General features: G+C 70.2%; 19 protein-coding genes. 9 read left to right on the top strand and 10 right to left on the bottom strand.

The window, feature by feature from the left end; translation table 11 throughout:
• Positions 1–4: 4 nt before the first annotated feature.
• Positions 5–2,719 (top strand): hypothetical protein, encoded by a 2,715-nt coding sequence (locus QM591_RS11085; protein ID WP_415132463.1) that lies wholly within the window; start codon positions 5–7, stop codon positions 2,717–2,719.
• 29 nt (positions 2,720–2,748) lie between these two features.
• Here the strand turns inward: QM591_RS11085 and QM591_RS11080 are convergent, their stop codons facing one another.
• Positions 2,749–3,102, bottom strand: a complete 354-nt coding sequence (locus QM591_RS11080) for a sterol carrier family protein (RefSeq protein WP_415132462.1) — start codon at positions 3,100–3,102, stop codon at positions 2,749–2,751.
• Between the two features lie 43 nt (positions 3,103–3,145).
• On the opposite strand from QM591_RS11080, the gene purD reads away from it, so the two are divergent.
• The gene (gene purD / locus QM591_RS11075; RefSeq protein WP_415132461.1) at positions 3,146–4,432 is read left to right on the top strand and encodes a phosphoribosylamine--glycine ligase; all 1,287 of its coding nucleotides are present in this window, start codon (positions 3,146–3,148) and stop codon (positions 4,430–4,432) included.
• A 52-nt stretch (positions 4,433–4,484) separates the two neighbouring features.
• Here the strand turns inward: purD and QM591_RS11070 are convergent, their stop codons facing one another.
• Complete coding sequence (locus QM591_RS11070; RefSeq protein ID WP_415132460.1) at positions 4,485–6,011, bottom strand: DHA2 family efflux MFS transporter permease subunit; 1,527 nt, start codon at positions 6,009–6,011, stop codon at positions 4,485–4,487.
• Complete coding sequence (locus QM591_RS11065; RefSeq protein WP_415132459.1) at positions 6,008–6,637, bottom strand: PadR family transcriptional regulator; 630 nt, start codon at positions 6,635–6,637, stop codon at positions 6,008–6,010. The genes QM591_RS11070 and QM591_RS11065 overlap by 4 nt, the downstream gene beginning before the upstream one ends.
• 188 nt (positions 6,638–6,825) lie before the next feature.
• Between QM591_RS11065 and QM591_RS11060 the strand changes: the two genes are divergently transcribed.
• The 4 genes from QM591_RS11060 (at position 6,826) to QM591_RS11045 (ending at position 10,620) form a co-directional block, all read left to right on the top strand.
• Positions 6,826–7,149: a hypothetical protein gene (locus tag QM591_RS11060; RefSeq protein ID WP_415132458.1), complete on the top strand. Its 324-nt coding sequence runs from the start codon at positions 6,826–6,828 to the stop codon at positions 7,147–7,149.
• A gap of 164 nt (positions 7,150–7,313) precedes the next feature.
• The gene (locus QM591_RS11055; RefSeq protein ID WP_415132457.1) at positions 7,314–8,201 is read left to right on the top strand and encodes a phosphoribosylaminoimidazolesuccinocarboxamide synthase; all 888 of its coding nucleotides are present in this window, start codon (positions 7,314–7,316) and stop codon (positions 8,199–8,201) included.
• 98 nt (positions 8,202–8,299) lie between these two features.
• Positions 8,300–9,646 carry a uracil-xanthine permease family protein gene (locus tag QM591_RS11050; RefSeq protein ID WP_415132456.1) on the top strand — a complete coding sequence of 449 codons (1,347 nt, stop codon included), beginning with the start codon at positions 8,300–8,302 and terminating at the stop codon, positions 9,644–9,646.
• A 59-nt stretch (positions 9,647–9,705) separates the two neighbouring features.
• On the top strand, positions 9,706–10,620 hold the full coding sequence (locus tag QM591_RS11045; protein WP_415132455.1) for a VOC family protein: 915 nt from the start codon (positions 9,706–9,708) through the stop codon (positions 10,618–10,620).
• Positions 10,621–10,642: 22 nt separating this feature from the next.
• Here QM591_RS11045 and QM591_RS11040 read toward each other — a convergent pair whose 3' ends face one another.
• From QM591_RS11040 to QM591_RS11020, 5 genes are all read right to left on the bottom strand, one after another.
• The gene (locus QM591_RS11040) at positions 10,643–11,656 is read right to left on the bottom strand and encodes a LacI family DNA-binding transcriptional regulator (protein ID WP_415132454.1); all 1,014 of its coding nucleotides are present in this window, start codon (positions 11,654–11,656) and stop codon (positions 10,643–10,645) included.
• Positions 11,657–11,666: 10 nt separating this feature from the next.
• Complete coding sequence (locus QM591_RS11035) at positions 11,667–13,154, bottom strand: GH1 family beta-glucosidase (RefSeq protein ID WP_415132453.1); 1,488 nt, start codon at positions 13,152–13,154, stop codon at positions 11,667–11,669.
• A gap of 12 nt (positions 13,155–13,166) precedes the next feature.
• Positions 13,167–14,072, bottom strand: coding sequence for a carbohydrate ABC transporter permease (locus QM591_RS11030; protein ID WP_415132452.1), 906 nt, complete (start codon positions 14,070–14,072; stop codon positions 13,167–13,169).
• Positions 14,069–15,091 (bottom strand): carbohydrate ABC transporter permease, encoded by a 1,023-nt coding sequence (locus QM591_RS11025; protein WP_415132451.1) that lies wholly within the window; start codon positions 15,089–15,091, stop codon positions 14,069–14,071. The genes QM591_RS11030 and QM591_RS11025 overlap by 4 nt, the downstream gene beginning before the upstream one ends.
• Positions 15,092–15,170: 79 nt before the next feature.
• Entirely contained in the window at positions 15,171–16,481 is a 1,311-nt protein-coding gene (locus tag QM591_RS11020) for an ABC transporter substrate-binding protein (RefSeq protein WP_415132450.1), read from the bottom strand.
• A 281-nt stretch (positions 16,482–16,762) separates the two neighbouring features.
• Between QM591_RS11020 and purS the strand changes: the two genes are divergently transcribed.
• Positions 16,763–17,008: a phosphoribosylformylglycinamidine synthase subunit PurS gene (gene purS / locus QM591_RS11015; RefSeq protein WP_415132449.1), complete on the top strand. Its 246-nt coding sequence runs from the start codon at positions 16,763–16,765 to the stop codon at positions 17,006–17,008.
• Positions 17,005–17,712 carry a phosphoribosylformylglycinamidine synthase subunit PurQ gene (purQ, locus tag QM591_RS11010; protein ID WP_415132448.1) on the top strand — a complete coding sequence of 236 codons (708 nt, stop codon included), beginning with the start codon at positions 17,005–17,007 and terminating at the stop codon, positions 17,710–17,712. The genes purS and purQ overlap by 4 nt, the downstream gene beginning before the upstream one ends.
• Before the next feature lie 39 nt (positions 17,713–17,751).
• On the opposite strand, the gene QM591_RS11005 is transcribed toward purQ, so the two are convergent.
• Positions 17,752–18,183, bottom strand: a complete 432-nt coding sequence (locus tag QM591_RS11005) for a DUF1761 domain-containing protein (protein WP_415132447.1) — start codon at positions 18,181–18,183, stop codon at positions 17,752–17,754.
• Between the two features lie 44 nt (positions 18,184–18,227).
• Here QM591_RS11005 and QM591_RS11000 point away from each other — a divergent pair, with 44 nt between their 5' ends.
• Positions 18,228–19,142 (top strand): 2-hydroxyacid dehydrogenase, encoded by a 915-nt coding sequence (locus QM591_RS11000; RefSeq protein ID WP_415132446.1) that lies wholly within the window; start codon positions 18,228–18,230, stop codon positions 19,140–19,142.
• 151 nt (positions 19,143–19,293) lie between these two features.
• Here the strand turns inward: QM591_RS11000 and QM591_RS10995 are convergent.
• Positions 19,294–20,402: MinD/ParA family ATP-binding protein (locus QM591_RS10995; RefSeq protein WP_415132445.1), on the bottom strand; the 1,109-nt coding region annotated here is incomplete at its 5' end.

The following is a 20,402-nucleotide window of genomic DNA, read 5'->3' as shown; positions in this document are numbered from 1 at the left end:
CGGGATGCGCGCTCGGCCCTCGCTGCGGGCCACCCTCGGCCTCGCGACGGCTCTCACACTGCTCGCCGCTCCCTTCTCCGCCGCGCCCGCCTTCGCCACGGAGAGCGTGCCGGAGGCAGCGACGGCCGCGGAGGGCACCGGCGCAGCCACGACGGCCGATGCCGCGGCGACGGACGACGAAACTCCGGGGGACGCCGCGGATGAGGTTCCCGTGGACGAGGAGGCGGCCGGCTCCGACGCCGAGGGCTCGGAGACCACCCCGACGCCGACTCCCACGAGCACGCCGACGCCGACCGTCACGCCGAGCCCGACGCCGACCGCACCCGCGCCGGAGCCCACGGCCACCCCGACTCCCACCCCCACGCCCAGCCCGACCCCGACTCCGACACCCGATCCCGATCCCGAAGAGGAGGGGCCGCTCCAGGTGTCCGGTGTGCTCTTCGACTGGGGGATCAACCAGGAGAGCAACGGCGGCTCCTACTTCGGTGGCTGCAACTTCCTCTCCGCGGGAATCGCCGGCGACACCCGCAGCGCTCGCATGTGGACGCAGGCCGACGGCTTCTACCGCTCCGAAGACGGCAACACCACGATCGTCAAGCCCACGGCCGACGGCGGCTCCCTGACCCGTCCGACCTGGGCGAGCAAGTGTCAGACCCCGACGGGGGAATCGGTCGCCGGGGTCGTGAGTGCGACCTCGCCGCGCAGCCACACCGACTCCCGCGTACAGATCGCCGGCGGATCCGGCACGATCGACGTCTCCGCGGGGACGGCGGAGATCACCTGGCAGGGCTCCTTCACCGTCGCCTACTACGGCGGCATGACCTACTGGTCGGCGTCCGACCCCGTGCTGGCGGTCGCCGCCGACGGAACCGGCAGGCTCACCGCGCAGCTCTCCGGCTATGCGGCCGACATGGACGACCCGTCGATCTGGGCGCCGCTGCCCGCGCGGTCGGTGACCCTGGCCACCTTCCGCGACGTCGAGGTGTCTGCCTCGGGGCTGAGCCTTCGTCCCGACTTCCTCGACGTCGCAATCCCGGCCGAGATCGCCGGACGCAATCCGCAGGCGGTCAAGACGACGGCCAACGCCGCCTGGTGGGGAGCGTTCCCGTCCGACTTCCTGCGATTCCAGGAGCTGACGGGACAGAACTCCTACTGGTACACGACCGAGGGAGGGGCCGACAGCATCCAGCCCCGGAAGGTTCCCACGCCCCTCGTGGTCACCGTCGGCGCCCACGCACCCGCCCCCATCGCCCCCGCCGTGACGTCGCATCCGCAGTCGACCACGGTCGAGGACGGCCGGACTGCGTCGTTCACCGTCTCGGCGAGCGGACGACCGTTGACCTACCGCTGGCAGAGCCGCACCGGGACGTCGGCATGGACGGATGTCGACGGCGCGACCACCGCGGCGCTGACGGTGACGGCCACGCGCGCGCTCGACGGCACGCGCTACCGGGTCGTGGTCTCCAACGCTCTGGGCGAAGCCGTCTCGCGCGAGGCGACGCTCACCGTGCGGGCCGCCGGCACGACAGAACCGGGCGATGACGGAGGCACGACACCCGAGGAGGGCGAAGGCCCGCGGGAGACCTCCGGCGCGCTGTTCGACTGGGGCATCAACAACGAGAGCAGCGGCGGCGCCTACTTCGGCGGCTGCAACTTCCTCTCCGCGGGAGTCGCGGGCGACGCGGGATCGGCGCGGGTCTGGACGGAGGCCGACGGCTTCTACCGCAGCCGCGACGGCAACACCACGATCGTGCGCAGCACGGGCGGAACCGACGAACGGCCCACGTGGTCGACCCGGTGCGACACCCCCGACGGCACGAGCGTCAACGGCAAGACGACGAGCGCGGCCGACAGCGTCACCCAGACGCGGGTGCGGATCACCGGGGGCACCGGTGTGATCGATCCCGAGAAGGGCACCGCGCGGCTCTCGTGGAAGGGCGCGTTCACGGTCGCCTACTACGGAGGCATGACCTATTGGTCGGCCGCCGATCCCGTGCTCACGGTCGATGCCGATGGGTCCGGCACGCTCACGGCGACCCTCTCCGGCTACGCCTCGGACATGGACGACACGTCGGTCTGGGGCCGCATCGCCCCCCGATCGGTCGTCGTGGCGACGCTGACGGGCGTCGAGGTCACGCGCAACGGGCTCACCCACACGCCCGACTACTTGGGGGTCTCCGTCCCGGCGGAGGTGGCGGGGCGGAACCCGCAGCCGGCGCGGACGGCGGAGAACCGGGCATGGTGGGGCGCGTTCCCCGCCGAGTTCGTGCGGTTCCAGGCCCTCACCGGGCAGAGCTCGTACTGGTACACGACCGCGGGCGGCGCGGGCACGATCCAGCCCCGGAAGGTGCCGCTGCCGATCACCGTGTGCGCCACGGAGAGCTGCCGCGTCCCTGAGCCCGCCGCTGTGGAGGGCCCCGACTCTCTGACGGTCACGCAGACGGCGGTCGCCCCGCCGAAGCCACGACTGCGCGCCGCGGCCCAGGCGCCGGCTCCCCCGCAGGCGGCGCACGAGGTCGTCCTCATCCAGCGGATCGCCGCTGCGCCGGTCGTCTCTGCAGCGGCGCCGATCGACGAGCGGGTCGTCTTGGCCGCGGGTGCGCTCGCCGCGATGCTCGCCGTGCTCGTGCTCATCGCCGGCCTCGGCGGTGTGGTGGTGCTGAGCGGTTCGCCGCCGACGGTCCGCGGGCGGTCCGTCACCTCGGCGTCGGGCGGCTGACGGGCGTCGCGGACGTAGGCAACGCAGGGTTACGGGCGCAGGGGCAGGAGCGCCGTCAGGTCGGCGCGCGTGCCGGAGGCCAGGATCCGGCCGGCGGCGACCGCGTCGTCCCACGCGAGCGTCCCCGTGGCCAGTGCGATCCAGGTGGCCGCGTCGGTCTCCACGACGTTGGGAGGAGTCCCCCGCGTGTGCCGGGGACCCTCCAGCACCTGCACCGCGCCGAACGGCGGCACCCGTACCTCCACGGAGTTGCCCGGCGCCTTCTCCGCAAGCAGCTGCAACAGGTAGCGGACGGCGGTGGCGAGCTCGGTGCGCGCCGGTGACCCGCCGGCGGCAGCCGCGAGGGCCGCACGCCCGTCGTCGGTGGAGATCTTGCGCGCCATGGACTCCACCGTAGCCGCGAGCCCGCGTCGGTAGGCTGGAGGGGTGCGCATCCTCGTCCTCGGTTCCGGTGCCCGCGAGCACGCCATCCTCCTCGCTCTGAAGGGAGAGGAGGCCGGTCACGAGCTGTTCGCCGCCCCCGGGAACGCCGGCATCGGCGAGGTCGCCGTCCTCGTCCCGACCCTCGATCCCGTGGATCCGGCCGCGGTCACCGAGTATGCCAACTCCGAGCGGATCGACCTCGTCGTCGTCGGCCCCGAAGCCCCGCTCGTCGCCGGCGTCGCCGACGCCCTCCGGGAACGCGGCATCCCGGTCTTCGGCCCCGGCAAGGCGGCCGCGCAGCTGGAGGGCTCGAAGGCGTTCGCCAAGCGGATCATGGAGGCCGCCGGAGTTCCGACCGGTCGCGCCACCCGCGCCCACACGCGCGGGGAGGTCGAGTCCGCCCTCGACGAGTACGGCGCGCCCTACGTCGTCAAGGCCGATGGCCTCGCCGCCGGAAAGGGGGTCATCGTGACCTCCGACCGGGGTGCCGCCCTCGCGCACGCCGACGCCTACCTGGGCGCTTCGCCCGTCCTGATCGAGGAGTTCCTCAGCGGCCCCGAGGTGTCGCTCTTCTTCGTGTCCGACGGCGACACCGTCCGGGCGCTGAGCCCCGCCCAGGACTTCAAGCGCGCCTACGACGGCGACGAAGGTCCGAACACCGGCGGCATGGGCGCCTACTCTCCCCTCCCGTGGCTGGCGGGCGCGTTCGGCGGCGAAGAGGAGTTCGTCGCGGAGGTCACCCGCACCGTCGCGGAGCCGGTCATCCGCCAGCTCGACGCGGAGGGAACCCCCTTCATCGGCCTCCTGTACGCCGGGCTGATCCTCACCGAGCAGGGCGTGAAGGTCATCGAGTTCAACGCCCGCTTCGGCGATCCGGAGACCCAGGTCGTGCTCGCCCGCCTCGCGACCCCCCTGTCGAGCCTCCTCATGGCCGCCGCGAGCGGAAACCTGGAGGACGAGCCGGCACCGCAGTTCGCCGAAGCGGCGGCGGTGACCGTGGTCGTGGCGAGCGAGGGCTATCCGGAGTCGCCCGTGACCGGTCGGGAGATCCACGGGCTCGAGGCCGCGGAGGCCGTCGAGGGGGTGCACCTCGCGCACGCTGCCACCGCCGCGCGCGACGGAGCGCTCATCGCGACCGGCGGACGGGTCCTCAACGTCGTGGCGCTCGGCAACACGTTCTTCCAGGCCCGCGACCGCGCCTACCGCGCCGTCGACGCGATCACCCTGGAGGGTTCGCATCACCGCCGCGACATCGCCGCCCGCGTCGCCGAGGAACCCTCGGCGGGCTGACGAGGGCCCCCGCCCGACGGCGGGAGCGCTCGTCAGTGGTCGGCGCCGGGTGTCAGCGCTGCGGCGTGAGCGGCGGACGGCGCAGGAACAGCACCGCCACGACGCCGACCAGGATCACTCCGGCGGGAACGAGGATCGACTGCGCCATGGCGGTCGAGAAGCCGTCGAGCACGAACGGCGGCAGAGTCCCTCCGCCGAACTCCCCCGCGGCGTCGGACGCTCCGGGAAGGTTGGCGCTCAGGCGTGCCTGCATGACGGCGGCGATCGCGGCCGAACCGATCACCGACCCGATCGTACGAGTGGTGTTGTAGATGCCGGCGCCCGCGCCCGCCTGACGCGGACCGAGGTTGCGAGTCGCGGTGGTGGCCAGCGGCCCCCACATCCCGGCGTTCCCGATTCCCATCACGGCCGAAGGAAGGAGGAACATCCAGATCGGCGTGTCCACGTTCATGAGGCTCGCGTACCAGAAGAGCGATCCGGCGACCATGAGCAGGCCCGGCACCAGAAGCAGTCGCGGGTCGGAGCGGTCCAGGAGCTTTCCGGCCAGGGGCGCGAGCACGCCCGAGAGCACCGCCATCGGGATCATCAGCAGCGCCGCTTCGGTGGGGGTCAGCCCCCGCGCGAGCTGGACGAAGAACATGAGCGGCAGCGTCATGCTCGTCACGGTGAAACCGACGGCCGCGATCGTCAGGTTGGCCAGCGAGAAGTTCCGCTCGCGGAAGAGGTCGAGCGGCACAAGGGGCTCGTTCTTCGTCCGCGCCTGGGTCCAGATGAACACGGCCATCACGACCACACCCGCCGCGATCATGGACCAGACCCACGGCGCCCAGGAGAACTTCTCGCCCTCCTGCAGGCCGAAGACGATGAGGAACAGCGCCACGGCGCTCAGGACCACTCCCACCACGTCGAAGCGGTGCGGATGGGTCTCCAGGGCGGGCACGAAGATCCACGCCAGGACGAAGCCGATCACACCGACCGGGAGGTTGATGAAGAAGATCCACGCCCAGCCGAACCCGTCGACGAGGAGGCCTCCGGCGAGCGGGCCCACGAGGGTCGCCATCCCGGCCGTGGCTCCCCATAGGCCCATTGCGGCACCACGCCGGTCGGGCGGGAAGGTGCGGGTGATGACAGCCATCGTCTGCGGCGTCATGAGCGCGGCACCCAGCCCCTGCACCGCGCGCATCGCGATGAGCATCTCGAGCGACCCCGACAGACCGCAGCCGAGTGAGGCGAGGGTGAAGATCGCGAGCCCGATCAGGTAGATGTTCTTGGGTCCGAACCGGTCGCCCAGGCGGCCCGTGATCAGCAGCGGGACCGCGTAGGCGAGCAGGTACGCGGAGGTCACCCACACGACGTTGTCGAGATTGTTCGTGTCGGGATCGAGGGCCGCTTTGATGGCGGGGTTCGCGACAGAGACGATCGTCGTGTCGACGAGGATCATGAAGAACCCGATCACCAGCGCCCAGAGCGCCGGCCACGGGCTCCGGGCAGGAGTGTCGGGAACGGGGCGGCCGGGCGCCGCGCCGTCGGAACGAGTCGATGGTGCAGTGGGTACGGATGCGGTGGTCGGATCGGTCATGAGACGACGCTTTCTCTGAAGGCCTCGAGGCGGGCCATCGTGTCGGACGGCAGTTCGTGCACGCCCCAGGGTGTGGCGGGATCGGCGAGCGCGGTCAGGACCGCGTCGAGCCAGGCGAGGTCGGCGTCGAGCAGGTGCAGCTCGCGTTGGGCCTCCACCAGGAACTGGAAGGGCACGCCGCGGGAACCGGCCGCGGCGAGTCCGGCGCGGTGCTCCGCGCGGAAGTCGGCGAGAACGGCGCGACGGCGGCCGAGGAGCTCGGCGACCTCTTCGCGCGGCAGGTCGTGCGCCGACGAGAGGGCCACCCGGAACTCCAGGATGCGCTCGACCTGGGGGAGGTGACGTCGCACCCAGTCGGCAGCCGCTTCGCCGCCCTCGGGCGTGATCTCGTACGTGGTGCGCTCGGGGCGGTTGCCGTCGCGGTCCACTCCCACTTCGGCGATGAGTCCCGCCCGCTCGAGGCGCGCGACGGTGTGGTAGAGCGTGCCGCGAGAGCCGCCGACGAGCCGGTCGTCACGCCGCTGGTGCAGCAGCCGGAGCATCTCGTAGGGGTGCATCGGGCGCTCGCGGAGGAGCCCGAGCACCACGACCGCGAGTGGGGTGAGCGCGCGTGCATCGCCTGTCATTCGCTGTCCCTCCCGTCCCTTCGAGCGTTCGTCCGAGAAATAGTCCATCTGGACTATATACCCTTTTTCCCTTCTGTCGAGAGCACATGCTCTGGTCGAGCGCATACGTCGTCGACGTCATCACGGTGTGCGCTCGATGGGAGCATGTGCTCTCGACGATGGAGACGGGACGGGCGTACGCTGACCGCGTGTCCCGGGAACGCGCGCGCGAGGTGTTCGACGAGATCGCGGCGGATTACCTCGTGCGCGACGGCGTCGACCTCGGTCGCATCTTCTCCGCCACCGGGCTGCGAGTGCGGGGCAAGGCCTTCGCGTTTCCCATCGCCGGCGGCCTGCTGGCCAAGCTCCCCGAGGACCGCGTCACGCAGCTCGAGGCGGAGGGGTGCGGCGAACGGATGGTGATGCGCGGCCGAGCGATGCGCGAGTGGATCCTCGTCGACGACACCGCCGCCGACCTCTGGCCCGACGTCATCGAGGAGGCCCTCGCCTTCGTGGACAGCATCACCCCCTGACGCCCGCGCCGGGATGCCCCCTCCCCTTTGTCGAGAGCACATGCTCTGGTCGAGCGCATACCTCGTTGACGTCATCATGGTGTGCGCTCGATGGGAGCATGTGCTCTCGACGGTCACCACGGGCACGGGCACGGGCACGGGCACGGAGCCTCGATAATGGGGAGGTGACGGATGCGCCTGCGACCCTCCCCGGCTGGACCCACGTGTACTCGGGAAAGGTCCGTGACCTCTACCGACCCGACAGCGGGCAGGACGGCACGATGCTCGTCGTCGCCAGCGACCGCGTGAGCGCATTCGATCACGTGCTCGACCCCGGGATCCCCGGCAAGGGCGCCCTGCTCACGACGCTCAGCCTCTGGTGGTTCGACCAGCTCGGCGGCGCCGACGGTGGCCGCCCGATCCCGAACCACCTGGTTCCGGGAGCCACCGCGCCGGAGGCGGTGGCCGATCGCGCGATGGTCGTCAAGGCTCTCGCGATGCAGCCGATCGAGTGCGTCGTGCGCGGCTATCTCACCGGGTCCGGATGGGCCGAGTACCAGCAGACCCGGACGGTGTGCGGCGTCGCACTGCCCGAGGGGCTGGAGAACGGCGACCGCCTTCCCGAACCCATCTTCACGCCCGCCTACAAGGCGCCGCTCGGCGAGCACGACGAGAACATCACGTTCGAGGAGACCGTCGACATCGTCGGCGCCGACCGCGCGGCCGAGCTGCGCGACGCGTCGATCGAGGCGTACACACGGGCCTCGGCGATCGCGGAGGCCAAGGGGCTCATCCTCGCCGACACGAAATTCGAGTTCGGACTGGACGCCGACGACGTGCTCACCCTGGCCGACGAGGTGCTGACGAGCGACTCGTCACGCTACTGGGATGCCGAGGCGTGGCGCACGGGGGCTACGCCGGCGGAGCGGATGGCGAGCTTCGACAAGCAGATCGTGCGCGACTGGCTCGCCGCGAATTGGGACAAGACCGGCACCCCGCCCACGCTCCCCGCGGAGATCGTCGACCGGACGGCAGCCACCTACCGCGAGCTGGTCGGGCGCCTCAGCCACTGATCGAGACCGGAACTCCCGGCCTGTCACAACCACGCTCCCAGGGTTCTCCCAGGTAGCCTGACCCCAGGCACCCCCACACCCTCTCGAGGAGCACACTCATGCCCATCTGGACCCTCCACGGTGACGGCCGCCGCATCGCCGCCGGCGCCGTCGTCAAACCGCACGAACGCCTCTCCTGGGGCGGCACGATCGCGATCGGCGCGCAGCACGTGGTCGCCATGTTCGGCGCGACCTTCCTGGTTCCCATCATCACCGGGTTCCCCGTCAGCACGACACTCCTGTTCTCAGGACTCGGAACCCTCCTCTTCCTCCTGCTGACGCGCAATCGCCTTCCCAGCTACCTGGGCTCCTCGTTCGCGTTCCTCGCGCCGATCCTCGCCCTCGGGCCGGGGGGCGGGAAGCCGCTGAACACCCCCGAGCAGTACGGACAGGCGCTCCTCGGCGTCTTCGCCGCGGGCGTGCTGCTGGCCGCTGTCGGCTTCCTCGTGCAGGCGACCGGCACTCGCTGGATCGAGAAGCTCATGCCGCCGGTCGTCTCCGGCGCGATCGTGGCCCTCATCGGCCTCAACCTGGCGCCCGCCGCCTGGAACAACTTCAGCAAGGACGCTCTCCTCGGAACCATCACCCTCGTCGCCTGCATCCTGTTCGCCGTGCTCTTCCGCGGCTTCCTCGGGCGCGTGTCGATCTTCCTCGGCGTCGTCGTCGGCTACGTCGCGGCGATCATCCTGAATCGCGTCGACTTCTCGGGCGTCGAGGCGGCGGCGTGGGTCGGCCTGCCGCAGTTCCACTTCCCCGCGTTCGGCGACCCGGTCGCCTGGGGAGCGCTGCCGATGTTCCTGCCGGTCGTGCTCGTGCTGATCGCCGAGAACGTCGGACACGTGCGCGGCGTCGCGACGATGACCGGCGACGCCACCATCAACCGGCACACCGGCCGGGCGCTCGTCGCCGACGGCGTCGCCACCGCGGTCGCCGGCGGCTTCGGCGGATCGGGCACCACCACCTACGGCGAGAACATCGGCGTCATGGCCGCCACCCGCGTCTACTCCACCGCCGCCTACTGGGTGGCCGGTATCGTCGCGGTGCTCCTCGCCTTCTCGCCGAAGGTCGGCGCGGTCATCTTCGCGATGCCCGACGGCGTGCTCGGCGGCGTGACCACCGCACTCTACGGCCTCATCGGGGTCATCGGCATCAAGATCTGGGTGGACAACCAGGTGGACTTCTCCCGCCCGGTCAACCAGTACACGGTCGCGGTCGCCTTCATCATCGCGATCGCCGGGTTCACGATGAACCTCGGCACGCTGACCTTCGGCGCGATCGTGCTCGGCACGTTCGCGGCACTGGCGATCTACCACGGCGGCAACGCGATCGCGCGGTGGCGCAAGACGGGTGCCGACGACGGCGGGCCCATCGTCCCGATCGGACAGCTCGGCGGCGATCCGCAGTAGGATGCCGCGGCCCGGCCACACCGGGAATGCGGATCGGAGGCCGGAGGTTGTCCATTCACATGAATGAGCAGCTTCCGGCCTCCGGCGTTCCGGCCCTGGCACCCGCGACCACCATGGGGGCCGTGATGCTGCTCGTCGGCGACCTCGATGCGATGACCCGCTTCTACCGCGACGTCATCACCCTGCAGGTGATCGCCGCCGAGGGCGACACCGTCACGCTCGGTCGCGGCGGATGGCCCCTCGTCGTGCTGCGACACGATCCCTCCCTCCGTCACGCCGCCGCCGGATCGGCCGGCCTCTTCCACACCGCGATCCTCTTCGAGACCCAGACCGCCCTCGCCGTCGCCCTGCTGTCGGTCGCGCGCCACGCGCCCCAGACGTTCACCGGCAGCGCCGACCACCTCGTCAGCCAGGCGTTCTATCTCACCGATCCCGAGGGGAACGGGATCGAGCTGTACTGGGACCGCGACCGGTCGGAATGGTCGTGGACGCACGGACAGGTCGAGATGGCGACGCTGTACCTGGATCCGCAGGAGTTCCTGCGTGCTCACCTGCCGCGCGAAGAGGACAGCGCCACCGCGGCGGAGGCGGCCGCGCAGATCGGCCACGTGCACCTCTCCGTGGGCGACGTGGCCACCGCGCGGGCGTTCTACGTCGACGCGCTCGGGTTCGATGCGACCGCCTCGCTCGGCTCCCAAGCGCTGTTCGTCAGCGCCGGCGGCTACCACCACCACATGGCGATGAACGTGTGGAACTCGCGCGGCGCCGGCCCCCGCATGCCCGCGCTCGGCCTCGGCCGTGTCGATCTCACCCTCCCCGATACCGATGCCCTCGGCGCTCTCGGCGAGCGGCTCCGCCACTACGGCATCGCCGTGCGCGATGACGGACGCGCGCTCGGGTTCGACGACCCCTGGCTCAACGCGATGTCGGCGACGGTCGGTGGGGCTTCCCCGTCGCTGTCGACAGCGTCGTGACGGGCCGGGGCGCGTCGAGCCTCTACGTCGAGTCGCGGACCACCAGCTCGGTGTCGAGGATCGTGACGTAGGGCGGTTCGCCCCCGGCGAGCATCTCGAGGAGCACATCGGCCATGCATTCCCCCTGCGCGAGGGAGGGCTGGCGCATCGTCGTCAGGTGCGGCGTCACGGACCGCGCGACCGGAGAGTCGTCGAAGCCGATGATCGCCACGTCGTCCGGAACGCGGAGACCGGCCCGCGCGAGCACGGGCAGCGCCCCGCGCACCATGAGGTCGCTCGCGATGAAGAGGGCGTCGAACGGCTGCTCCGCGTCGAGGATGCGCTGCATGGCGGCCGCACCACCGTCGCTCGTGAAGTCGCCGTCCTCGACCGCGACCTCCGTGACACCGGCGGCAGCCAACGCCTCGCGGAACCCGGTGAGGCGGTCGACGCCCGCGTGCATCGTCAACGGACCCGTGATCGTCGCGATACGGCGCCGCCCGCGGCCGAGGAGGTGTTCCGTGGCGACGCGGCCCCCCGCGACGTTGTCCACGTCGACGTAGTGGTCGTGCTCACGCTCGCGCAGCGGGCGACCGCCGTAGACGACGGGCACGGCGGCGGCGATCCGGTCGATGAAGGTGTCGCTCGTGTGGTGGGAGACGACGATCGCGCCGTCGACCGCTCCGCTGCGGAGGTACGCGGTGGCCTTGTCCTGCGGATCGTCACTGGCGACGATCAGGTTCAGCACGTAATCCGACCGGCTGAGCCGCTTGTTGATGCCCGAGACGATCGCCGCGAAGAAGGGATCACCGAAGAACCGGCTCGTGTCTTCGGGAACCACCAACGCGATCGCCATCGTGGCACGGCTGGCCAGCGACCGCGCGGCGCGGTTGGGCACGTAGTTGAGTTCGGAGATGGCCTGACGCACGGCTTCCAGGGCGGCAGGACTGACGGCAGTGGAACCGTTCACCACTCGAGAGACTGTCGATCGCGAGACACCGGCTGCCGCTGCGACTTCTTCGATGGTGATCGCGGTCCGTGGGATATCGATGCTCACGGAGAACGACCTAGGGGTGGGTGACGACGCCCGCACGCGGAACGTCGATCGCGCGCTGCGCGATGAGGCGACGATACTCCCGCGCGGACGCTTTCGGGGACCGTTCGCCCGTGTCGTAGTCCACGCGGACGATCCCGAATCGTTTCTCGTACCCCCAGGCCCACTCGAAGTTGTCCAGCAGAGACCAATAGAAGTACCCGCGCACGTCCACGCCGCCCTCGGCCGCATCCAGCGTCGCGGCGAGATGACGACGCAGGAAGTCGGTGCGTTCGAGATCCCGGACCTCACCGTCCTCCTCGACGACGTCGTCGAAGGCGGCGCCGTTCTCGGTGACGTAGAGCGCGGTGCCCGCCCTCTCGGCATAGTCGGCCCAGACGCGTTCGAGCAGTGCCGTCAGTCCCTCGGGCTGCACCTCCCAGTGCATCGAGGTGCGGGGGAGGCCGCGTTCATGCCAGTGGATGCCCTCGTGGGAGGGGAAGGGTGACTCGGCGTGCCGGTCGGTCGGAGCGTCGCCGGGGGTCGGCGGCGTGGGGTCGGGCTCACCCCCGACGAACTCGTTGTGGTAGTAGTTCACGCCGAGGGCATCGAGCGGCGTCGCGATGACGTCGAGGTCGCCGGGCTGTGTCGCGGCCGCGAGGGCCTCGATCGCGGCCGCATCGACGGAACGGATGTCCTCGACGATGTCGGCAGGGTAAGCACCGCGGAAGATGGGATCCAGGAACCACCGATTGAACTGCCCGTCGATGCGTCGCGCGGCGTCGAGGTCGCTCGGCCGTGTGGGATCGGCGGGCTCGGCGCCCGTGAGGTTGAGGGTGATCCCGAGCCGCAGCGAGGCATCGCGTGCCCGCAGCTCGCGGACGGTCTGACCGTGGCCGAGGAGGAGATGGTGGGCGGCGAGCACGCCCTCCGTGACGGAGTAGTGGCCGGGGGCGTGGATGCCCGCGGTGTAGCTGAGGAACGACGAGCACCAGGGCTCGTTGAGCGTGGTCCAGTTGACGACCCGGTCGCCCAGGGCGTCGTGCACGTCGAGGGCGTACTCCGTGAAGAGGTCGCTCGTCTCGCGCACCGTCCATCCGCCGCGCTCCTGCAGCGCCTGCGGGAGGTCCCAGTGGTAGAGCGTCAGCCAGGGGATGATGCCGGCATCCCCCAGCTCGTCGACCAAGCGCTTGTAGAAGTCGAGGCCCTTCGGATTGATCGGCCCCCCGTCGGGGCGCACGCGCGACCACGACACCGAGAACCGGTACGTGTCCAGTCCCAGGTCTTTCATCAGGGCCACGTCGTCGCGGTAGCGGTGGTAGTGGTCGCAGGCGACATCACCGTTGTCGGCATTGATCACGGCGCCCGGCACACGGCAGTAGGCATCCCAGATGGAGGCCCTGCGACCGTCTTCGAACGCCGCTCCCTCGATCTGGTAGGCCGCAGTGGCGGCGCCGAACAAGAAGCCGTCGGGGAAGGTACGCAGCATGGTGGCGGTCTCCTCTTGAGGAATGGGGCTCATGGAGCGTACCTCTCAGCCCTTGACGGCGCCCGCCATGATGCCGCTGATCAGCTGCTTCCCGGCGACGACGAACAGCACGAGAAGGGGAAGGGTGGCCATCACGGCGCCGGTCAGCACGATCGAGTAGTCCACGTAGTAGCCCGACTGCAGCTGGCTGAGCGCCGTCTGCAGCGTGGGGTTCTGCGGGCTCAGCACGAGAAGCGGCCACAGGTAGTCGGTCCATGCCGTCATGAAGGTGAACAGGCCCAGGATGGCCATCGCCGGGCGGGCCGCGGGGACGCCGACGGTGAGGAAGGTGCGGAACTGCCCTGCGCCGTCGACGCGCGCGGCCTCGATGAGCTCGTCGGGGATGACGTCGACGAGGTATTGCCGCATGAAGAACACGCCGAAGGCCGTCACCAGCATCGGCACGACGACCGCGCCGATGGATCCCGTCCAGCCGAGCTCGCGCATGACCATGAACAGCGGGATGATCCCGAGCTGCGTGGGGATCGCCATCGTCGCGACGACGAACACCATGAGGCCGTCGCGACCGCGGAAGCGCAGCTTGGCGAACGCGTACCCGGCGAGCGTCGAGAAGCACACGACCGAGATGGTGATGATCGTCGAGATCAGGATGGAGTTGCCCAATGCCAGCCAGAAGGGGATCGCGTCGAGCACCTTCGCGGCGTTGGCGAAGAAGTTACCGCCCGGGATCAGCGGCAGGGTCTCACCGCGGGTGGCGTTGGTGCCGCTGGCGACCACGACCGACCACCACAGGGGATAGACGCTTCCGAGGATGAACGCGGTCAGGAGCCCGTAGGTGAGGAAGCCGGGGCGGCTGCCGATGCCGGCGACGCCTCCCGAGCCGCCGCGGCGACGGCGGGGGGCGGGCTCCGGCTCGGCGAGCACGGGAGCCGGGGTCAGGGTGCTGGTCATGCGTGCTCTCCGTTCCGGCGGGCGCGGCGGAGTTCGCGGCGGGAGACGCGCGGACCGTTTCCCGTGGCGATGCGCCGTGAGATGAGGAAGTTGATGAGGCCGATCCCCACGATGAGGAGGAACAGCAGGATGGCGACGGCCGAGGCCTCGCCGAAGTTGCGACGGAAGAAGGCGAGCTCCCACAGGAAGAGCACCGTCGTCTGGAACTGACGCTCGCTGCCGCCGATGCCGCCCGCGGTCGACACGTCGAACAGGCGCGGCTCCGCGAAGATCTGGAGGCCACCGATCGTCGCGGTGATGATGACGAAGATTAGCGTCGGGCGGATCGAGGGGATCGTGATCGAGAAGAAGCGTCGCGCCGCGCCCGCGCCGTCGATCGCCGCCGACTCGTACAAGTCGCGCGGCACCGCCTGCATGGCGGCGAGGAGGATGAGGGCGTTGTAGCCGGTCCAGCGGAAGTTCACCATCGTGGCGATCGCGATGTGGCTGAGGAACGTGTCCTGCTTCCACTGCTGATCGGCGATGCCGATGAGGTTGAGCAGGTTGTTCACGAGGCCGTCGGCCTCGTTGAAGATGCTCGAGAAGATGAGGGCGACGGCGACGGGCGTCACGACGAACGGGATCAGCACGCTCATCCGCCAGAAGGTCGGCGCGCGCAGCCCCCGGTCGAGCAGGTAGGCGATCAGAAGCGCGACCGCGAGCTGCGGGATCGCGGAGAGCAGGAAGATGCTCAGGGTGTTGCGGATGGAGTTCCAGAACATCTCGTCGCCGAGGATCTCCACGAAGTTCCCGAATCCGACGAAGTCGCCCTGGCCCTTCAGCAGGTCCCAGTCATGCATCGCGACGTTGACCGTGTACAGGAGGGGGAACAGGCCCACGAGGCCGAAGAGCAGGAAGAACGGCGCGATGTAGGCGTACGGCGAGCCCTTGTGGGCGAAACGGTTCCATCCGCCGCGACGGCGAGCGGTGGATGCGCGCGGAGTGCCCTTCGTGGGGGCGGCGGGCGCGGTCGTGGACATGTGGGTTCCTCTGAGCGAAGTGGGTGAGGGCCGCAGGGGCCCCGGCCCGAAGACCGGGGCCCCTGCGGATCGGGTGGGATCAGCCGACGAGCTCGCCGAGCAGCTTGATCGCCTGCTGCCAGGCCGCGGCCGTGTCGGCCTTGCCCTGGTCGAGCTGCACGAGCGCCGGTCCGAACACGTTCTCCTGGATCACGGAGTCATCCGGGCCCTTGAACTGCGCCACGATCCCCTGAGCGCGCTCTGCGAGGATCGCACCGGTGGGAGCGTCGTTGAAGATCGGGTTGGGCGTCGCTTCCTCGGCGAGCACCTTCTGCGCCTCCAGCGTCGACGGGAAGTTGTTCGCCGCCTTGGACTGCTTGACCTGCTGCTCCGGCTGCGTCAGCCAGTCGGCGAGGGCCGCGGCCTCCTTCTTGTGCTGCGAGGTCTCGGGGATGGAGAGGAACGCGCCACCCCAGTTGGCCGCACCGCCGGGGAAGACATCGGCGAAGTCCCAGCCGCTGTCGGCACCGCCGCCCGCCGCCTCGAGCTGACCGGTGATTGTGCCGAGCATCCAGCCGGGGCAGACGAACGTGGCGAACGTGCCGTCGACGAACGACTTGCCGCCGTTCCAGTCCCACACGGCCTGGGCTGCCGAGAGGCCGTCTTCCGTGGCCGCTCCGAGCAGCTCGAAGCGCTCCTTCAGCGCGGCGTTGCCCTCGACGTTGAGCGAGCCGTCCTTCTTGTAGTAGCCCTCTTCGAGCTGGTTGACCATCGAGTTCCAGACGAACCCGGAGTGGTCGTACCAGGCCTTGCCGGTCTTCTCCTTGTACTGACGACCGACGTCGAAGTAGTTCTTCCAGTCGCCGTTGAGGAGCTTGGCCACCTCTTCGCGGTCGGTCGGAAGACCCGCCGCCTCGAACGCGGGCGCGTTGTAGCAGATGCCCTGCGGGCCGATGTCGGTGCCGTAGCCGATCACGCGGCCGGCGGGGTCGGTGGCCTGGCCGTACTTCCAGTCGACCCAGTCGCCCTTGCGGTCCTCGATGCCGTAATCGCGCAGGTCGACGAACTGGTCGGAGACCTCCATGATTGCGCCGAGCCAGCCCTCTTCGATCGCGACGATGTCGGACAGGCCCGAGCCGGCGCCGAGTTTGGTGAACGCGTCGGTGCGCGCGTTGCCGCCCGTGTCGATGTTCGTCGCCTCGATGGTGACGTTCTTGTGGAGGCTCTCGTACTCCTTGTACAGGTCCTCGTAGCCGAAGGTGCCGAACGTCGTGACGGTGAGCGTGACCGGCTCGTCGCTGGTACCGCTGGCCTCGGGGGTCGGGTTGTTGCTACACGCGGCAAGCGTGAGCGCGGTGGCCGAGACAGCGGCAAGAACGACGGCGCTGCGGCGGAATGCACGTGCGTGCATGTCACTCCTTTGTGTTGGTGGAACGGTGTCAGGGGGTGCGTGTCGGGCTCCCACCCAGGGAGGGACCCTGGGACGGTCGATCCACTCCGCGACAAGGTCGTGGGAGCGCTCTCAACCGATGAGTGAGACGTTATGGGATCGCTCCCACGAACGCAAGAGAGCGCTCCCATGAATATTGGTCACGGTTCGGTCACGGGCGACGATGGTGCAGAACGGGCGAGTGCGGCCGGTGCCCGTAGACTGATCCCGCACCCCTTCCCGCGACTTCCCGGAGCTTTCGAATGCCCACCATCGTCGTCGACGTCATGCCCAAGGCCGAGCTGCTGGATCCGCAGGGGAAGGCCGTCGCCGGTGCGCTGTCTCGCCTCGAGGTGCCCGGCATCTCGGCGGTCCGCATCGGCAAGCGCTTCGAGCTGACGGTCGACGTCGCCGATGAGGCGACCCTCGCGACGGTCGAGAAGATCGCCGCCGAGATCCTCTCCAACGCGGTGATCGAAGACGTCGTGGGCATCGAGGTGGTCGAGTGACCGCCCGCATCGGGGTCATCACCTTCCCCGGATCCCTCGACGACGGCGACGCGCAGCGCGCCATCCGCGTCGCTGGCGCAGAGCCCGTCGCCCTCTGGCACGGCTCCCACGACCTCGAGGGCGTCGACGCCCTCGTGCTCCCGGGTGGATTCAGCTACGGCGACTATCTGCGCGCCGGGGCGATCGCCGCGCTCTCGCCGATCATGTCCGAGGTCAAGGACGCGGCCGCGCAGGGCATGCCGATCCTGGGGATCTGCAACGGGTTCCAGATGCTCGTCGAGGCACACCTGCTGCCCGGCGGCCTCATCCGCAACGCCCACCAGCAGTTCATCTGCCGCGACCAGCGCCTGCGCGTGGAGAACGCCGCCACGGCGTGGACCCACGGCTTCGAGGCGGGGCAGGAGATCACGATTCCGCTCAAGAACGGCGACGGCGGCTACATCTGCTCGGCAGAGACGCTCGAGCGGATCGAGGGTGAGGGACTGGTGGCCTTCCGCTACGTCGGGGTGAACCCGAACGGGTCGCTCGACGACATCGCCGGACTCACCAACGAGCGTGGCAACGTCGTGGGCCTGATGCCCCACCCGGAACATGCGGTGGAGCCGGGCTTCGGTCCCGACACGGCCGCCGCCATGCGGTCGGGCGTCGACGGGCTGACCTTCTTCACCTCGGCGGTCGCGTCGCTGGCCGCTGCTGCCGCCTGAGGGCTCACCCTTCCGGAGTGACGCCTGCCGGCGGCCAGGTCACACCGTGCCTGCCGGCGGCCAGAGTCCGATGACGAGCGCCATGATCACCACGGTGGTGAGCTCGAACCCCATGGTCAGCACGGTCAGCTGCGACGGCCGGCCCTCGAACACGTCGTGCGTGATCACGCGCGCCGCGGTGAATCCCGCCCACAGAGTGACCGCGGTCACGAGCGCCGACAGCAGATACCCGCCGTCGTAGAAGTGCCACGCGATCGCGACAGACCCCGCCAGCACCCAGGCGGTGAGGAAGGTCACGGCGAGCGACACGAGCATGGCGAGCGCGACGGGCGCTCCCCGCTTCGTCATGTCGATGCGGGCGAGCGTCGCCCAGCGATCGAGGAAGAGCGCGGGCGAGTACCAGAGGGCTCCGAGCCCCATGCTCAGCACCGTGGCGATCGCCACCGCCCAGTAGTTGATCTCGGGAATCATGCGGAACCTCCGAGTGAAGGCTAGCGCCGGGTAGCGTCGAGTGCATGACTCTCGTCGTGTCCGTCCCCACCGAATCGCTCGCGTCCGATCTCCGCCCCCTCCCCGAGGGCGTCGAGGTGATCGTCTGGACGATGGCGGAGGCCGCTCCGCGACCGCGCATCGACATCGTCGTGCCGCCGTACATGGACCAGTCCGACGCCTTCGCCCGGTTGACGGAGGTGGAGGTCGGTCTCGTCCAGGGCCAGTCGATCGGCTACGAGGGGGTGGCAGATCGGCTCCCCGAGGGTGTGCGGTTCGCGAACGCCGCCAGCGTGCACGAGACCTCCACCGCCGAGCTCGCCGTGGCGTTGACCCTGGCGGTGCAGCGGCAGCTCGACCTCTTCGCGGTGAACGGCCGTGACGGCGTGTGGGCCCCCGTCTTCGCCGACAGCCTCGCCGACCGGCGGGTGCTGCTCCTCGGTTACGGCGGCGTGGGCAAGGCGATCGCCGCCCGCCTCGCCCCCTTCGAGGTGGAGCTCGTGCCCGTCGCCTCGACGGCGCGGGACGAGGACGGTGTGCACGTCCACGGGATCGATGAACTGGCCGAGATCCTTCCCGACGTCGACATCGTGGTGCTGAGCCTTCCCGGCGGCGAGCGCACGCGGCACATCCTCGGCGAGGCCGAGCTCGCCGCCCTTCCCGACGGCGCCCTCGTGGTCAATGTCGGCCGCGGGTCGCTGGTCGATCCCGACGCGCTCGTGCGTCACACCTCGGCCGGACGGATCCGCGCGGCGCTGGACGTGACCGAACCCGAGCCGCTGCCGTCAGGCCATCCGCTCTGGAACACGCCCGGCGTCCTCATCTCCCCGCACGTGGGAGGCGCATCGAGCGCGATGAGACCGCGCATCGCGGCGCTCCTCCGGCGACAGATCGCGCACCTCCTCGCCGGCGAGCAGCCCGAGAACGTCGTCCTCGGCTGACGCCCCCGCCCCACGCCGTCCGCCCCGCGCCGTCCGCCCCCTCTCGTCCGTCGAGAGCACATGCTGTCAGCGAGCGCACGCCTTACTGACGCGGATAACGTGTGCGCTCGCTGAGAGCATGTGCTCTCGGTGAAGGGGTGGGGAGGCGGGACTAGAGGCGGTCGGCGATGGTGGCGGCCACGGTCAGCCAGGCGTCGCGCGTGTCGGGCGACAGCGCGTCGAAGTCGATCGGACCGCCATCGACGAGCGCGGGATCGAACGGCACGTGCACGACCGCCGACGTCACCTGCTCGAAGTGACGCTCGAGCCGTTCCGACAGCCGCTTGTCCGGACGCGCAGAGGGCGCGGCGAGGATCGTGACGGCCTGGTCGATCTTGTGGTCGAAACCCTTCTCACGCAGACCGTCGAGGAGCCACGCGGCACTGGCGGCGGTGTCCTCGCGAACGGTCGAGACGATCACGAGCTGGTCGGCCGCGGCGACAGCGGCCACCCAGTTGGAGGCGCGCATGTTGTTGCCGGTGTCGACGATCAGCAGGCGGTAGTAGCGCGAGAGCACGCCGTGGAGTCGGTCGAACGCGGCCGCATCGATCGTGGAGGAGGCGGCGGCGTCCTCGTCCGAGGCCAGCACATCGAAGCGGGCGTCCACCTGCGTGCGCACATAGGTGTCGAGCGAGGCGAGACTCGCCTGCGTCGGCTGCGTGAACTGGTCGAGATGGGCGAGCAGATCGACGGCGGTGCGGTGGTGCGGGGCGTTCTGCGCGCGCCACCCCAGCGTTCCGCGGGTCTCGTTGTTGTCCCAGGCCAGCGTGGCCCCGCCCCGCTGCGTACCGAACGTCGCGGCGAGCAGGAGGGTGCTGGTCGTCTTGTGCGCACCGCCCTTGGGGTTCAGCACGACGATCGTGCGCGGAGCGTCGAGCCGCCGCTGCACCTTGCGCTCGCGTTCGATGCGTGACCGCTCGCTCTTGCCGGGACGCGGGGAGATCGCCCCGCCCGTCGCCCGGCGGATCGCACCCTGCCACCCCTCGGTGGCACGCGGGCGCGCCCGATCGGCGCGGGAGTTGAGGAGGTCGTCGACCGTCGGGGTAGAGCGCACGGCGCCCTCGCGGCGCTGCACGTCGCTGCGGAGCGGACCGGCCGCGGGAGACGGGGCTGCCGCAGGAGACGGTGCGGCCGCCGGAGACGGGGCTGCCACGGGCTCCGCCGCGACGACCGCGGTGGCCGCCACCGGCGCGGAGGGCGGCTCCTCAGCCGGCTGCTCAG

Source organism: Microbacterium sp., from assembly GCF_047607225.1.
Classification (GTDB): domain Bacteria; phylum Actinomycetota; class Actinomycetes; order Actinomycetales; family Microbacteriaceae; genus Microbacterium.
Note: the sequence above shows the minus strand (reverse complement) of the source record. Positions and strands in the feature narration are given on the sequence as shown.